The sequence below is a fragment of the Maribacter spongiicola genome (genome assembly GCF_004364165.1).
Classification (GTDB): domain Bacteria; phylum Bacteroidota; class Bacteroidia; order Flavobacteriales; family Flavobacteriaceae; genus Maribacter; species Maribacter spongiicola.
The window spans coordinates 16747-30112 of the sequence record NZ_SOAY01000015.1 but is presented as its reverse complement, the minus strand read 5'-3'; the positions used below and the strand labels follow the sequence as shown (position 1 = coordinate 30112).

Annotated in this window: 16 protein-coding genes; 9 read left to right on the top strand and 7 right to left on the bottom strand. The window is 35.3% G+C overall.

The window, feature by feature from the left end:
- From CLV90_RS19345 to CLV90_RS19590, 6 genes are all read left to right on the top strand, one after another.
- Positions 1-916, top strand: a 916-nt coding sequence (locus CLV90_RS19345; protein ID WP_166638610.1) for a hypothetical protein, incomplete at its 5' end; no start/stop codon positions are given.
- A gap of 7 nt (positions 917-923) precedes the next feature.
- Positions 924-1571, top strand: coding sequence for a hypothetical protein (locus CLV90_RS17105; protein ID WP_133688740.1), 648 nt, complete (start codon positions 924-926; stop codon positions 1569-1571).
- A gap of 3 nt (positions 1572-1574) precedes the next feature.
- Complete coding sequence (locus tag CLV90_RS17100) at positions 1575-2756, top strand: gliding motility-associated C-terminal domain-containing protein (RefSeq protein ID WP_243835526.1); 1182 nt, start codon at positions 1575-1577, stop codon at positions 2754-2756.
- A 124-nt stretch (positions 2757-2880) separates the two neighbouring features.
- Positions 2881-3615, top strand: coding sequence for a M15 family metallopeptidase (locus CLV90_RS17095; protein ID WP_133688739.1), 735 nt, complete (start codon positions 2881-2883; stop codon positions 3613-3615).
- A gap of 39 nt (positions 3616-3654) precedes the next feature.
- Positions 3655-4425: a M48 family metalloprotease gene (locus CLV90_RS17090; RefSeq protein WP_133688738.1), complete on the top strand. Its 771-nt coding sequence runs from the start codon at positions 3655-3657 to the stop codon at positions 4423-4425.
- A gap of 136 nt (positions 4426-4561) precedes the next feature.
- Entirely contained in the window at positions 4562-4729 is a 168-nt protein-coding gene (locus CLV90_RS19590) for a DUF6747 family protein (RefSeq protein ID WP_317614972.1), read from the top strand.
- 107 nt (positions 4730-4836) lie between these two features.
- On the opposite strand, the gene CLV90_RS17085 is transcribed toward CLV90_RS19590, so the two are convergent.
- Together CLV90_RS17085 and CLV90_RS17080 are read right to left on the bottom strand one after the other, a co-directional pair.
- Positions 4837-5223 carry an ankyrin repeat domain-containing protein gene (locus CLV90_RS17085; RefSeq protein WP_133688737.1) on the bottom strand — a complete coding sequence of 129 codons (387 nt, stop codon included), beginning with the start codon at positions 5221-5223 and terminating at the stop codon, positions 4837-4839.
- Between the two features lie 198 nt (positions 5224-5421).
- On the bottom strand, positions 5422-5814 hold the full coding sequence (locus CLV90_RS17080) for an ankyrin repeat domain-containing protein (RefSeq protein ID WP_133688736.1): 393 nt from the start codon (positions 5812-5814) through the stop codon (positions 5422-5424).
- Positions 5815-6038: 224 nt separating this feature from the next.
- On the opposite strand from CLV90_RS17080, the gene gpmI reads away from it, so the two are divergent.
- From gpmI to CLV90_RS17065, 3 genes are read left to right on the top strand one after another with little or no spacing between them, the layout of a single operon-like run.
- On the top strand, positions 6039-7556 hold the full coding sequence (gene gpmI, locus CLV90_RS17075) for a 2,3-bisphosphoglycerate-independent phosphoglycerate mutase (RefSeq protein WP_133688735.1): 1518 nt from the start codon (positions 6039-6041) through the stop codon (positions 7554-7556).
- A gap of 30 nt (positions 7557-7586) precedes the next feature.
- The gene (map, locus tag CLV90_RS17070; protein ID WP_133688734.1) at positions 7587-8405 is read left to right on the top strand and encodes a type I methionyl aminopeptidase; all 819 of its coding nucleotides are present in this window, start codon (positions 7587-7589) and stop codon (positions 8403-8405) included.
- Positions 8406-8414: 9 nt separating this feature from the next.
- The gene (locus CLV90_RS17065) at positions 8415-9179 is read left to right on the top strand and encodes a class I SAM-dependent methyltransferase (protein WP_133688733.1); all 765 of its coding nucleotides are present in this window, start codon (positions 8415-8417) and stop codon (positions 9177-9179) included.
- Here the strand turns inward: CLV90_RS17065 and CLV90_RS17060 are convergent, their stop codons facing one another.
- The 5 genes from CLV90_RS17060 to CLV90_RS17040 all read right to left on the bottom strand — a co-directional run bounded on the left by CLV90_RS17060 (position 9180) and on the right by CLV90_RS17040 (position 13365).
- Entirely contained in the window at positions 9180-10193 is a 1014-nt protein-coding gene (locus tag CLV90_RS17060) for an FAD:protein FMN transferase (RefSeq protein ID WP_133688732.1), read from the bottom strand. It abuts the gene before it with no gap.
- Positions 10190-10552: a Na(+)-translocating NADH-quinone reductase subunit F gene (locus CLV90_RS17055; protein WP_133688731.1), complete on the bottom strand. Its 363-nt coding sequence runs from the start codon at positions 10550-10552 to the stop codon at positions 10190-10192. Before CLV90_RS17055 ends, CLV90_RS17060 begins: the two co-directional genes overlap by 4 nt.
- 72 nt (positions 10553-10624) lie before the next feature.
- On the bottom strand, positions 10625-11932 hold the full coding sequence (nqrF, locus tag CLV90_RS17050; protein ID WP_133688730.1) for an NADH:ubiquinone reductase (Na(+)-transporting) subunit F: 1308 nt from the start codon (positions 11930-11932) through the stop codon (positions 10625-10627).
- A 2-nt stretch (positions 11933-11934) separates the two neighbouring features.
- Positions 11935-12696, bottom strand: a complete 762-nt coding sequence (nqrE, locus tag CLV90_RS17045; RefSeq protein ID WP_133688729.1) for an NADH:ubiquinone reductase (Na(+)-transporting) subunit E — start codon at positions 12694-12696, stop codon at positions 11935-11937.
- A 21-nt stretch (positions 12697-12717) separates the two neighbouring features.
- Positions 12718-13365, bottom strand: coding sequence for an NADH:ubiquinone reductase (Na(+)-transporting) subunit D (locus tag CLV90_RS17040; protein ID WP_133688728.1), 648 nt, complete (start codon positions 13363-13365; stop codon positions 12718-12720).
- Between the last annotated feature and the right edge of the window lies 1 nt (position 13366).

Sequence of the window (13366 nt, the reverse complement as noted above, 5' to 3'; positions counted from 1 at the left end):
TCGTGTACAAGAATCGAACGTTACTCAACATCAAACGGCGTTGACCATTACCGAATCGCAAATCAGTGATCTAGTTCATACCGTTGATACGGATACGCAATACACGGCTGGTACAGGACTTACTTTAAATACAACTACATTCTCTGTAAATAATTTAGCTGGTGATGTAACAGGACCTACTAATGCAACTGTCATAGCTGATGGTGCTATAAGTGGTGGTGCTGGAGGTAAAATTGTGGACAATTCAATAACGGCATCAGACCTTGCTCCAAATTCAGTTAATGCATCGGAAATCAATTCAAATGCCGTTGGCACGTCTGAACTTAAAGTTGATGCAGTAGAAACTGAGAACATTTTAAATGGCAATGTTACACCTATAAAAATTCAACCTGGCAGCAATAATCAAGTGTTAACTACAAACAGTTCTGGAACCGTAGTCTGGGAAAACCAATCTCCTGATATATCTACAAACTTAACTCAGAACACTACCACTGGTCTTATCACATATACAAATGAAACCAACGCTAGTCAAACTGCAAATACCGTAGGCGCTGAAACAAACAATAATATTTCTGTAGGTGCCAATGGAGGTGCTTTCTATGCTAGCCCAATCAAAGCAATAGGTAAAATCAGCTCAACTGGTACCATAACCAAGGCAACAGCTGGAGTTACTGTTACTAGAATTAGTGTTGGTTACTACCGTGTTACTTTACCTGCAGGTTCTGTATCTGATGCAGATTACATTATACAATTATCGCAACCTGGCAGAAATGGTGTCGGTAATGACGACCCTGGTATCTCCTACTCTAACCAAACCGCAACTAGCTTTGAGGTGATTATCGGTGATAATGATAATGGTGGTACTGATAGAAGTCGTTTCGATTCTGAATTTATGTTTACTGTTTTAGACCTTTAAAATGAAAATGAAAACTAATATAATTTTAGTAATAAGCCTACTTATTACTTCCTTATCTAATGGTCAATTAGATAGTGGATTACTTTTAGGTTTAATTACGGCAACAACAGCAGATATCAATTCAACAACAGATGCATCAAAAGGCTCGTTAGTTTTTAATGTTGATGATAATGAGGTGTATGTTTTTAACGGAACAACATGGAATGTTATGGGACAGAAAAAAACATATACAGGTACATTTAGAATTACCGGTAGTGGTCCCGTTGCCATAAGTGAAATTCCGTTTCAGCCATCTTCAATATCTTTTACAGCATATGCTAACATTGAAGATTTTAACCTGAATACAGATAATGGCACAAGAAATAATGATAACGGCTTATCAAATACGTATGGTAGTATGAAGGGTTTTGCCAGAAATGACAATGGCCTAATAACTGAACAAGTTATTTTCAATGGCGGTAACGGTAATTCGATAAACGATATATCTAGATATGCCTCTAGTTCACACAGTATTGGAATACGTTATGCAAATCAGAATGGGGATAATCTAGGGCTTACAACCGCAACAGTTACCAATTTCAATATTAATGGTTTCACTTTAAATATCGATAGTTTTGCAGATGGAATTGTTGTAATATTTGAAGCATTTAGATAATCTATGAATTACGTATACAAAATATCAAAATTAATTATCATTATAATGGCTCCAGTTATTGGTTGGTGTCAAGATGCCGTGCATAATTATGGTAATATTCAAATTCATGACGATGGTCTAGTCGGTTTTCATATGGATGTAATAAATAACGGCGCTTTTAACAAAAACAAAGGTTTAGTCGGTTTTTATTCTTTCGATAAGCCTTTAACTATATCGGGTGCATCTAATCCTGTTTTTTATGATTTTGAAGTTGCAGTAGATAATGATCTTTATATTGATAATACGGTCGGTATTCAAAATAACGCAAATTTTATTACGGGCGACATCGTTACATCAAGGGTAGCATCCGAAGTAAATATTAATTTTTTAAATGATTCATTTTACACTGGTGATGAAAATTTAGCTAAGGTTGACGGCTATGCTGCCATAAGCAAGAAATCTGAATTTACCTTCCCGATTGGTCAATTCGATAAAATACGTCCGTTGAGCATAGCATCGGTGAGCTCTAATGATTACGCAAAATCTGCCTATTATTATGAAGACCCTAATACCCCGAGTGTATTTGGAACAAGTTTTAGCACATTTATTAAAGAAAACGAAACTTTATCTATTAGTGAGTATGAATTTTGGCATTTAGAAAGTACCATACCTTCAAAAGTGACTTTAACCTGGGACGAAGAAAGTAATGCCTACTTATTCGGAGAAACTATTGAGGAAATTAAAGTTGTAGGATGGAGTGCAATCGATAAAATTTGGGTCGATTTGGGGAACACCAATGTTGAGGGTAATTTTGCTTATGGCTCGGTAACTTCTAAAGAGTTTATACCTAGTGATTATGAAATTATAACCATTGGCGGTAATTCTGATATTTTAGAAACGCTTGACAATATTACTTTAGACAATTATTACATGACCCCTAACGGCGATGGTATTAATGACTTTTTAGAAATCGAAGGCATAGAAAATTCACCCAATAATGCGCTACAAATCTATAATAGATATGGAAGACTGGTATTCTCACAGAAAAACTACAGTAATGAGTTTACTGGCATATCGAATGTAAATGGGGTAATTGCGAAAAATATAGGTTTACCATCTGGTATCTATTTTTATATCGTAGATTTAAATGATTTGAATTTTAAACATCAGGGATATTTATATCTTACCACCTACCAAGAAAATTAATCATAAATCTTTTAAGATCAAGATTCATTACTTTTACAATGCATGATTTACCAATTTCAAAAGTTTTTTCACTTTTGATCAAGTTTGGCAAATCTTTTGTATTAAATAATACCAATATAGAGTTATGCAGAGAAGAACATTTATCAACAGAAGCAGTTCAGCTGCTTTGGCATTAGCCATTGCCCCAACTTTCTTTATTCAGGAAGATACCGAATATTCCATATTAGAACTCATGGGCAAAGAAGATATTGAGCTCTATGGAAAAGATATTAACCTTAGAAAAGAAGCCCATGATGCTTTTGTTGAAATGAAAAAAGCAGCGTATAAAGATGGTATCGACCTTAAAATAGTTTCAAGTTTCAGAAATTATGATAGACAAGAAGCCATTTTTGAGCGTAAATACTTAAAATATACAGATGACGATGGCATGAGCCCTACTGATGCTATTGACAAAATTATTGAATACTCTACTATACCTGGTACGAGCAGGCATCATTGGGGAACAGATATTGACGTTGTCGACGGATATAGAAAAGTAGATGGAGATGTATTGGTACCACATAAATTTGAAGGTGACGGACCCTATGTCGACTTTAAAAAATGGATGGATGAAAATTCGGAAACCTACGGATTTTTCTTAGTGTATACCGACGAAGCAAAAAGAAGAGGATTTAAATACGAGCCATGGCACTATAGCTATGCCCCATTATCAATACCAATGCTTGAACAGTTTAGAAGTAAAAACATAGCTTCTATTCTTATTCGTGAAGATTTTTACGGTGCCGAGAATTTTACAATGGGCTTTTTAAGATCTTATATACAGAATAATATATTAGATATTAACAGAAATCTACTGTAAGCATTTCGTATATTAGAACCTGTACCATAACACATTACGATGAGAAGAGGAAGTTGGAAAATTAGAATATTTATCGGTTTGGCCATTGTTGCCTTTGCATTTATTCAAAAATGCAGTAATACCGAAGAGAATCCATATACTGGTCGCTCGCAACATATTACCATGTCTTCTGAACAAGAAATTGCCATCGGTTTACAAAGTGCACCAGAAATGGCGCAGCAACATGGCGGTCTATACCCGGATCAACGTTTACAGGCTTTTGTTGAATCTGTCGGTAACAAACTGGTTCAAAATAGTATAGCCAAAGAAACCCCTTATCAATATGATTTTCATTTATTGGCAGATGATCAAACGATAAATGCTTTTGCATTACCTGGCGGACAGTGCTTTATTACTTACGCCTTATTCTCACAACTTAACGAAGCACAATTAGCCGGTGTTTTAGGTCATGAAATTGGTCATGTGATCGGAAGACATTCTGCAGAAAGAATAGCCGATAGCCAAACTTGGCAAACTGCAACTATGGGCGCAACCGTTGGTGCTGGCGACATGGGTAGTATTTTAGGTAGTATTGGTCAGAACACACTACTTAAAAATGGTCGTGGTGATGAATTGGAAAGTGATGAACTAGGTGTTCTATTTATGATCCAATCTGGTTATGATCCTTACGAGATGATCAAGGTGATGGAAATTTTGAAAGCCGCTGGCGGTCCAAATCGTACTCCTGAATTTCAAAGCACCCACCCTGATCCTGAAAATAGAATTGAAAAAATAAGAGAAGCCATAGACAAATACAAAAATCAAGGTTAATCGGATTTTTTGTACAGTTGGTCTAGAGGACAATACTCAGTGCTTATATTTTTGTAGATTTGAGGAAGTCCCAAGCTTATTTTGCCATTAATGAATTGCCTTTATAGCTATGATTTAATCATAGAAGAACACTATAATGGGAACAATTACACATTTCAGAAACTTGTACGTGCAGGCGTTTGAGAACTGTAAACCAATAGTATTGGTTACATTTTTAAAGGTCTACTCAGTATTTTGTGCCCTAATGATATTTTCGGCACTGTATGCTTTTGTTGTGAGAGCAGCAAATGGATTTGATTTTTAATGCGTTTTACTCTTTTACCTGAACACTATTTGGAGTAGAAATTTGTAGTATTTAAAAAGGGCTCATTGAAATTTCAATGAGCCCTTTTAATTTTACAATATTTAAAATTACATGTCTTGATCAATAACTGCTAGAACATCATTAGCATTCGACATTTTAGCATAATCTTTGGCTGTGTAGCCCTGGTCGCTCTTAATATTTAGGTTCGCACCGTTCAGTAATAAAACCTTCAGTACTTCTGCCTTATTATATCTAGCGGCATACATTGCCGGGGTAAGCCCTAAAGACTTTTCATTCGACTTTTCACCCAAAGCTAATAAACTTCGTACCTGATCCACATCGCCCTTCATCACTGCTTTACATAGCGAGCTAATTTCTTCATTGGCAGAAACAGATTCTGCTTCGTACTTATTAATATGGTCATTATTATTTGCATAAACTCCCGTTAAAGTAAATACACTAATGAGCGATAAAATTAAGATTGATTTTTTCATAATATTTAGGTGATTTTGATTAATAAAATTAATGATATGATAAATTTACACATACAATTCTATTAATTACATAATATTAAGAAAGTTATAGTAAATATTTAACAATTGACAGATATTAAGGAAACCCTATGACCCAATTTTGAAATAAATTGGGTCATAGGGTTTTATATTTTCAAGTAGAAATAGTTTAAAATGGACTTAACTTCCTACTGCAGTTTCAATTAATTCGAGAGCCTCTACTGCATTAGATAATTCGGCATAACGTTTTGCGGTATGCCCCTGACTACTCTGCATTTTAAGATCGGCTCCACTATTAATAAGTATTTCCAACACGGCTACCTTGTTATAACGCGCAGCAAACATGGCAGGCGTCATACCTAACGATTTCTGATTTACATCTTCGCCTAAATCGATCAACCGTTTAACTGTTTCGATATCGCCTTGCATAACGGCTTTACAAAAAGAGCTCAAGTCTACTTTAGAAACGAGCTCTATTTGATTTGCCAATACTAAATCTTTCGTGTTATTTGCTTTCGCGGTAGCTGTGAAGGTAAGCGCTACCATTGATAATGTGATACATACTTTTCTCATGATTATTGATTTTTGATTGATGCGTACAATAGTGTACAATTAAAAGACGCCAAACTGATGCAAATGTTTCACGCATTAACAATGTTATAACTAAACTTTAACAAACAAATCTTCACCAAAACTGAAAATATGTTGGGATATAGCATCAAAACAAAAAAGGCAGGTCAACTAGTAGCTTAACTTGAAAGAACATAGTATTTTTGTGCTCCTAAAACCTTTTGAAGATGAACAAAAAAGTAATCTTAATGATATTAGATGGTTGGGGTAAATCACCTGATCCAGAAGTATCTGCAGTAGATAAAGCCAATACTCCTTTTATAGATAGTTTATATACGAAATATGCTAATTCTAACCTTCTTACAGATGGCATGAACGTTGGTCTTCCTGAAGGTCAAATGGGTAATAGCGAAGTGGGTCATATGAATTTAGGCGCTGGTCGTATTGTTTATCAAGATCTGGCTAAAATCAATAAGGCTGTAAAAGAGAATACCTTAAGTTCCGAACCGGTTTTAAAAAGCGCTTTCGAATACGCTAAAAAGAACAATAAAGATGTTCATTTTTTAGGTCTTCTTAGTGATGGTGGTGTTCATAGCCACACTAATCACATTAAAGGTTTAATTGCCGCTGGTAAAGAATCTGGTGTAGAAAATATGTATTTACATGCTTTTACCGATGGTAGGGATGTAGATCCAAAAAGCGGAAAAGGTTTTTTAGAAGATATCGCTCATTTTGGCGCTGACAAAAACACTAAACTAGCAACTGTTATCGGTAGATATTACGCAATGGATCGTGACAAACGATGGGAGCGTGTTAAAGAGGCTTATGATGTAATCGTAAATGCGGAGGGTGAAAAATCGACCGACATAGGGCAAACTATTCAAAAAAGTTATGACCATGACATTACAGATGAGTTTATAAAACCTATCGTAATGACTAATACCGATGGCACACCCATTGCCTCTGTAAAAGAAGATGATGTTGTTATATTTTTCAATTTTAGAACGGACCGCGGTCGAGAACTTACGCAAGTTTTAAGTCAGGTTGATATGCATGAACAAAACATGCACAAGCTTAACTTATATTATGTTACGCTTACCAACTATGATGAATCTTACGAAAAAGTTCATGTAGTGTATAATAAAGATAATATTGTTGAAACATTAGGTGAGGTTTTGGCTAATGCCGGTAAAAAGCAAATACGTATTGCAGAAACGGAAAAATACCCACACGTTACTTTCTTTTTCAATGGTGGTAGAGAAGTGCCTTTTGATGGTGAATCACGTATTTTATGTCCGTCGCCAAAAGTGGCTACATATGACCTTCAACCAGAAATGAGTGCTTATGAAATTAGAGATAAAATCATACCTGAAATTAAAAAAGGAGATGTTGATTTTATTTGCTTAAACTTTGCCAACCCTGACATGGTAGGTCATACCGGTGTTATGGAAGCTGCAGTTAAAGCTTGCGAAACTGTAGATGAATGTGCAAAAGATGTTATTACAGCAGCAATAGAAAAAGATTACTCTGTAATTGTTATTGCTGACCATGGTAATTGTGAAACTATGGTTAATGAAGATGGTAGCCCTAACACAGCACATACCACTAATCCTGTTCCACTAATTTTAGTAGACAAAGATATTCACCATATCAAAGATGGTGTTTTAGGAGATATTGCACCTACTATCTTAAAAATGATGGGTGTAGAAAAATCAAAATTTATGACCCAAAATTCATTGGTATAGATTTAGGTACAACAGAAAGTAATTGATTTTATGATTAAATTAAAAACAGCCGAAGAGATTGAGTTAATGCGCGAAAGTGCGCTTATTGTTTCTAAAACTTTAGGCATGATAGCTTCTGAGGTAAAACCGGGAGTTACCACCCTTCAACTAGACACTTTAGCAGAAACTTTTATTCGCGACCACGGTGCTGTACCAGGTTTTTTAGGTCTTTACGATTTTCCGAACTCATTATGTATGAGTCCAAATGCTCAGGTAGTGCATGGTATTCCAAATAACACCCCTTTAGTTGAAGGGGATATTATTTCTATTGATTGCGGAGCTTTAAAAAATGATTTTTACGGAGATCATGCCTATACTTTTGAAGTGGGAGAAGTTAGCCCTGAAGTTAAAAAGTTATTAGAGGTCACTAAAAAATCGCTTTATATTGGTATACGTGAGTTTAAAGTAGGCAACCGTGTTGGCGATGTGGGTTATGCTATACAAAAATTCACAGAAGATCATGGTTACGGTGTTGTACGCGAATTGGTAGGTCATGGATTAGGTAGAAAAATGCACGAAGGTCCTGAAATGCCTAATTATGGTAGACGTGGTAGAGGCAAAAAATTTGTTGAAGGTATGACGGTTGCTATCGAACCTATGACCAATATGGGTACAAAGAATATCAAACAACTTAAAGATGGTTGGACAATACTTACTGCTGACGGTAAACCAAGCGCTCATTTTGAACATGATGTTGCCATTGTCAACGGAAAACCTGAATTGCTATCTACCTTCAAATATATTTACGAAGCTTTAGGCATTGTAAGTGATGAAGAAGATGAGTTCACAAAATCTACCGTAAAAAGTTAGAAAATAAGGATGAAGAAAATTTTTAAATTTTTTCTTAACCTTGTTCCAAGGCCTGTATTAATTTCTTTAAGCTATATAGTAAAGCCTTTTTTTAAGGCTTACTATCGTGGCAATACCTATGAAGACCCTATTGACGGCAATACTTTTCGTAGCTTTTTACCTTACGGATACGAAAAACCACGTGAGAACGTGCTTTCACCTTCTACCCTATCATTAGAACGCCATCGCTTACTGTGGTTATTTTTAAAAGAGGAGACCGACTTTTTTACTGCTCCGTTACATGTTTTGCATTTTGCCCCTGAACAAGCTTTCTATAAAAGATTCAGAAAACTAAAGAATCTAAATTATGTTACTACAGATTTAAATTCTCCTTTGGCAGATGTTAAGGCAGATATCTGCAACCTTCCTTTTGAAGATAATATGTTCGATGTAATTCTATGCAATCATGTACTAGAACATATACCCGATGACACGAAAGCAATGTCCGAGCTGTATAGAATTCTAAAACCTGGTGGTTGGGGTATTTTTCAGATTCCGCAAGATTTAAGCAGAGAAGAAACTTTTGAAGACGACACCATAACCGACAAAGTTGAACGCGCTAAAATATTTGGTCAATATGACCACGTTCGTATTTACGGAAGAGATTACTTTGATAAATTAAGAGGCATAGGTTTTACCGTAGAAGAAATAGATTTCACAAAGCTTATGAGCCAAGAAAATATCAACAGGTATCGCTTAGCACCTGGAGAGATAATTCCGTTCGTAAAAAAATAGTTATTTCACTACAAGCGCTTTAAATCCTTTAGTTGAAAACTCTTTTGTCTCACCATTTTCATCTAAATAAATAATATAAGCTTCTAGCCTATTATTTTCTTCAACAAGCTTAAAAGCATCTTCTAAATTCATTGCCATTAATGCTGTTGCATAAGCATCTGCAGTAGCACAGTTATCTGCCAAAATAGTTACGGCAAGTGTATTAGATACTTGTGTATAGCCTGTTTTTGGATTTACGGTATGCACAAACTTGTTACCAGTTTCTTCATCTATTCTAAACTTTCGATAATTACCGGAAGAAGCTAACGCCCTATCGTTTAAATGAATTAATATTTTGGTATTTCTATTTATCTCCATTTCGGGATCATCAATGCCAACTACCCAAAATTTATCTTTAATTGTATTCTTTCCTTTGGCTACTAACTCACCTCCTACTTCAATTAAATAGTTCTCTACATCCTTAGCATCTAACATAGCCGCAAGTCTGTCAATAGCATATCCTTTAGCAATAGCGTTAAAATCTAAGTATACATTAGGATTATTTTTAACAATATGATTATTATCATCCAAAGTAATCTTATCCAATCCAACAAAATTTAGTAAACTATCAATTTTAAGACTATCCATCGAAATTTGACGCTCAGGTCCAAAACCCCACGCATTTACAAGAGTACCTACCGTTGGATCAAAAAAACCGTTAGTTTCTTCGTGTATTTTTTTCGACAAATCAAATACCTCTCTAAACATCAAATCAACAACTACAGTACTATCTCCTTTATTAATTCTAGAAATATCAGACTCCGGAATATAAGTTGAAAGCGAGTGATTAATTACTGCGAATACGGAATCAATATCTTTCTGTATATCTAATTTCTCGTTAGAGATAGAAATTATACTATAAGATGTACCTAAAGCACCACCTACATTTTCATTTCGAAATTTAGTATCATTATTCTTCTTACAAGATTGAAACAACCCTATTACGGCGACCAATATTAAAATATAGTTCTTCATAACTCTACTAAACCGTCATAATCAACAATATACTCTTCATCTAAATACACAGGTAAATTGTGATCGGTAGCATTAACTAAACCTACACCTGCATAAAAGGTAGTTGCTTCAAATTTAATAGCATGTTCTTTCATTTTAATAAGGTCAGACATAAAGAAATCCATATCCTTTGGGTCACCAGGATATTCAATAGCTTTTACCACAACAAAGCGCATTTTCTTTTCTTTTATACAAACAAACTGCGGATTCTTTCGTAGCTCACTGTTTACAGCTAAAAACTCAAACCCTTCATCTTCTAATTGCTTGCCAACAATATTCATTGCCAAATTATGAAGTTCTTGTTCTGTTAATACATGCATACTAAACTAAGTTTTATAAAAAAACCGATACATTAGATATCGGTTTTTTTTATTATTTATAAGACTTTAGGCTTATCCTCCAAAGTCATCAAAACGTATATGTTCATCTGGGATACCAAAATCTTCACCCATTTTCTGAACAGCCTTGTTCATTAATGGAGGTCCACAGAAATAAAGTTCAATATCTTCAGGAGATTCATGAAGGCTTAAGTAGTTATCAATTACACAATTGTGAATGAAACCTACAAAACCATCACCAGGAGCATCGATATTCTCTTTTACCTTCCAATTATCTTCTTCTTGTGGTTCAGATAATGCTAAGTAAAATTTGAAATTCGGAAACTCTTCTTCCAATTTATAAAAGTGATCTAAATAGAATAATTCTCTTTTAGAACGACCACCGTACCAGTAAGATACTTTTCTATTTGTTTTTAATGTTTTGAATAGGTGATATAAGTGAGAACGCATTGGTGCCATACCTGCACCACCACCTACGTATAACATTTCTGAATCTGACTCATTGATGAAGAATTCACCGTAAGGTCCAGAAATAGTACAATCATCGCCTGGCTTCAAATTAAAAATATACGACGAGGCAACACCTGGGTTAACATCCATCCAACCATTTTTAGCACGATCCCATGGCGGAGTTGCAATACGTACATTCAACATAATCTCTCTTCCTTCAGCAGGGAAAGAAGCCATCGAATACGCTCTTTCAACTGTTTCTGGATTCTTCATTGTTAACGGCCAAAGGTTGAATTTATCCCATTCTGCCTTGAATTTATCAGGAGTCTCATGCTCCTCTGGGTGAGCTGTAATATCTATATCAGCATATTTGACCTCACACTCAGGAATTTCAATTTGAATATAACCACCAGCTTTGTAGCCCATATCCTCAGGAATCTCAACTACAAACTCTTTAATAAAAGATGCTACGTTATAGTTACGCACCACTTTTGCAGGCCATTTTTTAATACCAAATACCTCTTCTGGAATGGTAATTTCCATGTCTTGTTTTACCTTAACTTGACAGGCTAAACGTGCACCATGGTTTAATTCTTTTTTAGAGAAATGCGGAGTTTCTGTAGGTAATGCTTCACCACCACCCGAAAGTACGTGACATTCACATTGAATACATGTTCCACCACCACCACAGGCAGAAGGTAAAAATACTTTTTGGTTACCTAAGGTTGATAATAATGATCCACCTGAAGAAACTTCAATTTTCTTTTCTCCGTTAATTGTAATGGTCACAGGACCCGATGGAGATAGTTTTTGTTTCGTAAACAGAAGCAATGCCACCAATGCCATCAACAGTATTAGAAATGCGACAACAGTTATTAGAATAGTTCCGCCTGTACTTGCAGCTAAAATCATGTTTATTTATTTACGTCGTTATAAGAAATTACCTTTTCGTCAATTTCTTTGTTTTTTTCTACTACTACTTCTTCGACAGGAGTTACAACCTCTGGCTTAATTACCTGATTAACTTGCTCTGCAGCTTCTTCAGCATCATCACCGCCACCAGTTAACATACCTCCAAAACTTTGAAAGCCAATACCCATAAGGCCAGTGATAATAAAAGTAATACCTAATCCTCTTAAAGGAGCAGGAACATTACTATATCTAATTTTCTCACGAATAGCCGCAATCGCTAAAATTGCCAAGAACCATCCAATACCTGAACTAACACCATAATTGAATGCTAAGCCCAATGTTTCAATTTCTCTTGCTTGCATGAATAATGATCCACCAAGAATTGCACAGTTTACTGCAATCAATGGTAAAAATATACCCAAGGAGTTATATAAAGAAGGTGAGAATTTCTCAACTACAATCTCTACTAATTGTACCATTGTAGCAATAGTCGCAATAAATAAGATAAAGGATAAAAAACTTAAGTTGTAATCTGCATACTCAGGACCTAACCAAACCAAGGCTCCGTCTTGTAATAAATACTTATCTAACAACCAGTTCATCGGCACAGTAACAGCCAATACGAATATAACAGCAGCACCTAAACCAACTGCAGTAGCCACTTTTTTGGATACCGCTAAATAAGAACACATCCCCAAGAACACGGCAAATACCATGTTATCGATAAAGATGGACTTAAAAAATAATTCTACATGTTCTAACATAATTTCTACTTAAATGTCTGTTTAATTCTCTTCTACAAGTGCTGGGTTTCTTGAGCGTTGTACCCAAATAATTATACCGACAACAATCAATGCCGCTGGAGGAATAATCATAAAACCGTTATTCTCATAGCCCGTCGCGTACAATCCTGTTTTCATTATTGGATCTCCTAATACTGGTATACCAAAAAGTGTACCTGAGCCTAACAGCTCTCTAAAGAAACCAACAATTATCAAGATTACACCGTAACCTAAAGAATTACCAATACCGTCCAAAAATGAACGCCATGGTCCATTTGCCAAAGCAAAAGCCTCAAAACGACCCATAATTATACAATTGGTAATAATTAGACCTACGAAAACTGCCAAGGTTTTACTCAACTCATATGCAAATGCCTTAAGTACCTGATCCACAATAATCACTAATGTTGCAACTACAATTAACTGAACAATAATTCTAATTTTTGAAGGAATGATATTTCTCATTAACGAGATTACCACGTTACCCGCCCCTAAAACGAACATTACGGATATTGCCATCACTAACGAGGCTTTTAATTCTGCCGTAATCGCTAATGCAGAACAAATACCCAATACCTGTATGGTAATAGGGTTATTATCCGCTAACGGATCTGTAATAAGATTTGTATCTTTTTTTGATAGTAGTGCCATA

Coding starts and splice junctions, on each gene's coding strand:
- CLV90_RS17055 (WP_133688731.1), bottom strand. CDS start 10,552: ATGCATGTATTAACAGAACAAGAACTTCATAATTTGGCAATGAATATT.
- CLV90_RS17040 (WP_133688728.1), bottom strand. CDS start 13,365: ATGGCACTACTATCAAAAAAAGATACAAATCTTATTACAGATCCGTTA.
- CLV90_RS17060 (WP_133688732.1), bottom strand. CDS start 10,193: ATGAAGAACTATATTTTAATATTGGTCGCCGTAATAGGGTTGTTTCAA.
- CLV90_RS17090 (WP_133688738.1), top strand. CDS start 3,655: ATGAGAAGAGGAAGTTGGAAAATTAGAATATTTATCGGTTTGGCCATT.
- gpmI (WP_133688735.1), top strand. CDS start 6,039: ATGAACAAAAAAGTAATCTTAATGATATTAGATGGTTGGGGTAAATCA.
- CLV90_RS17095 (WP_133688739.1), top strand. CDS start 2,881: ATGCAGAGAAGAACATTTATCAACAGAAGCAGTTCAGCTGCTTTGGCA.
- CLV90_RS17100 (WP_243835526.1), top strand. CDS start 1,575: ATGAATTACGTATACAAAATATCAAAATTAATTATCATTATAATGGCT.
- nqrE (WP_133688729.1), bottom strand. CDS start 12,696: ATGTTAGAACATGTAGAATTATTTTTTAAGTCCATCTTTATCGATAAC.
- map (WP_133688734.1), top strand. CDS start 7,587: ATGATTAAATTAAAAACAGCCGAAGAGATTGAGTTAATGCGCGAAAGT.
- CLV90_RS19590 (WP_317614972.1), top strand. CDS start 4,562: ATGGGAACAATTACACATTTCAGAAACTTGTACGTGCAGGCGTTTGAG.
- CLV90_RS17105 (WP_133688740.1), top strand. CDS start 924: ATGAAAACTAATATAATTTTAGTAATAAGCCTACTTATTACTTCCTTA.
- nqrF (WP_133688730.1), bottom strand. CDS start 11,932: ATGATTTTAGCTGCAAGTACAGGCGGAACTATTCTAATAACTGTTGTC.
- CLV90_RS17080 (WP_133688736.1), bottom strand. CDS start 5,814: ATGAGAAAAGTATGTATCACATTATCAATGGTAGCGCTTACCTTCACA.
- CLV90_RS17085 (WP_133688737.1), bottom strand. CDS start 5,223: ATGAAAAAATCAATCTTAATTTTATCGCTCATTAGTGTATTTACTTTA.
- CLV90_RS17065 (WP_133688733.1), top strand. CDS start 8,415: ATGAAGAAAATTTTTAAATTTTTTCTTAACCTTGTTCCAAGGCCTGTA.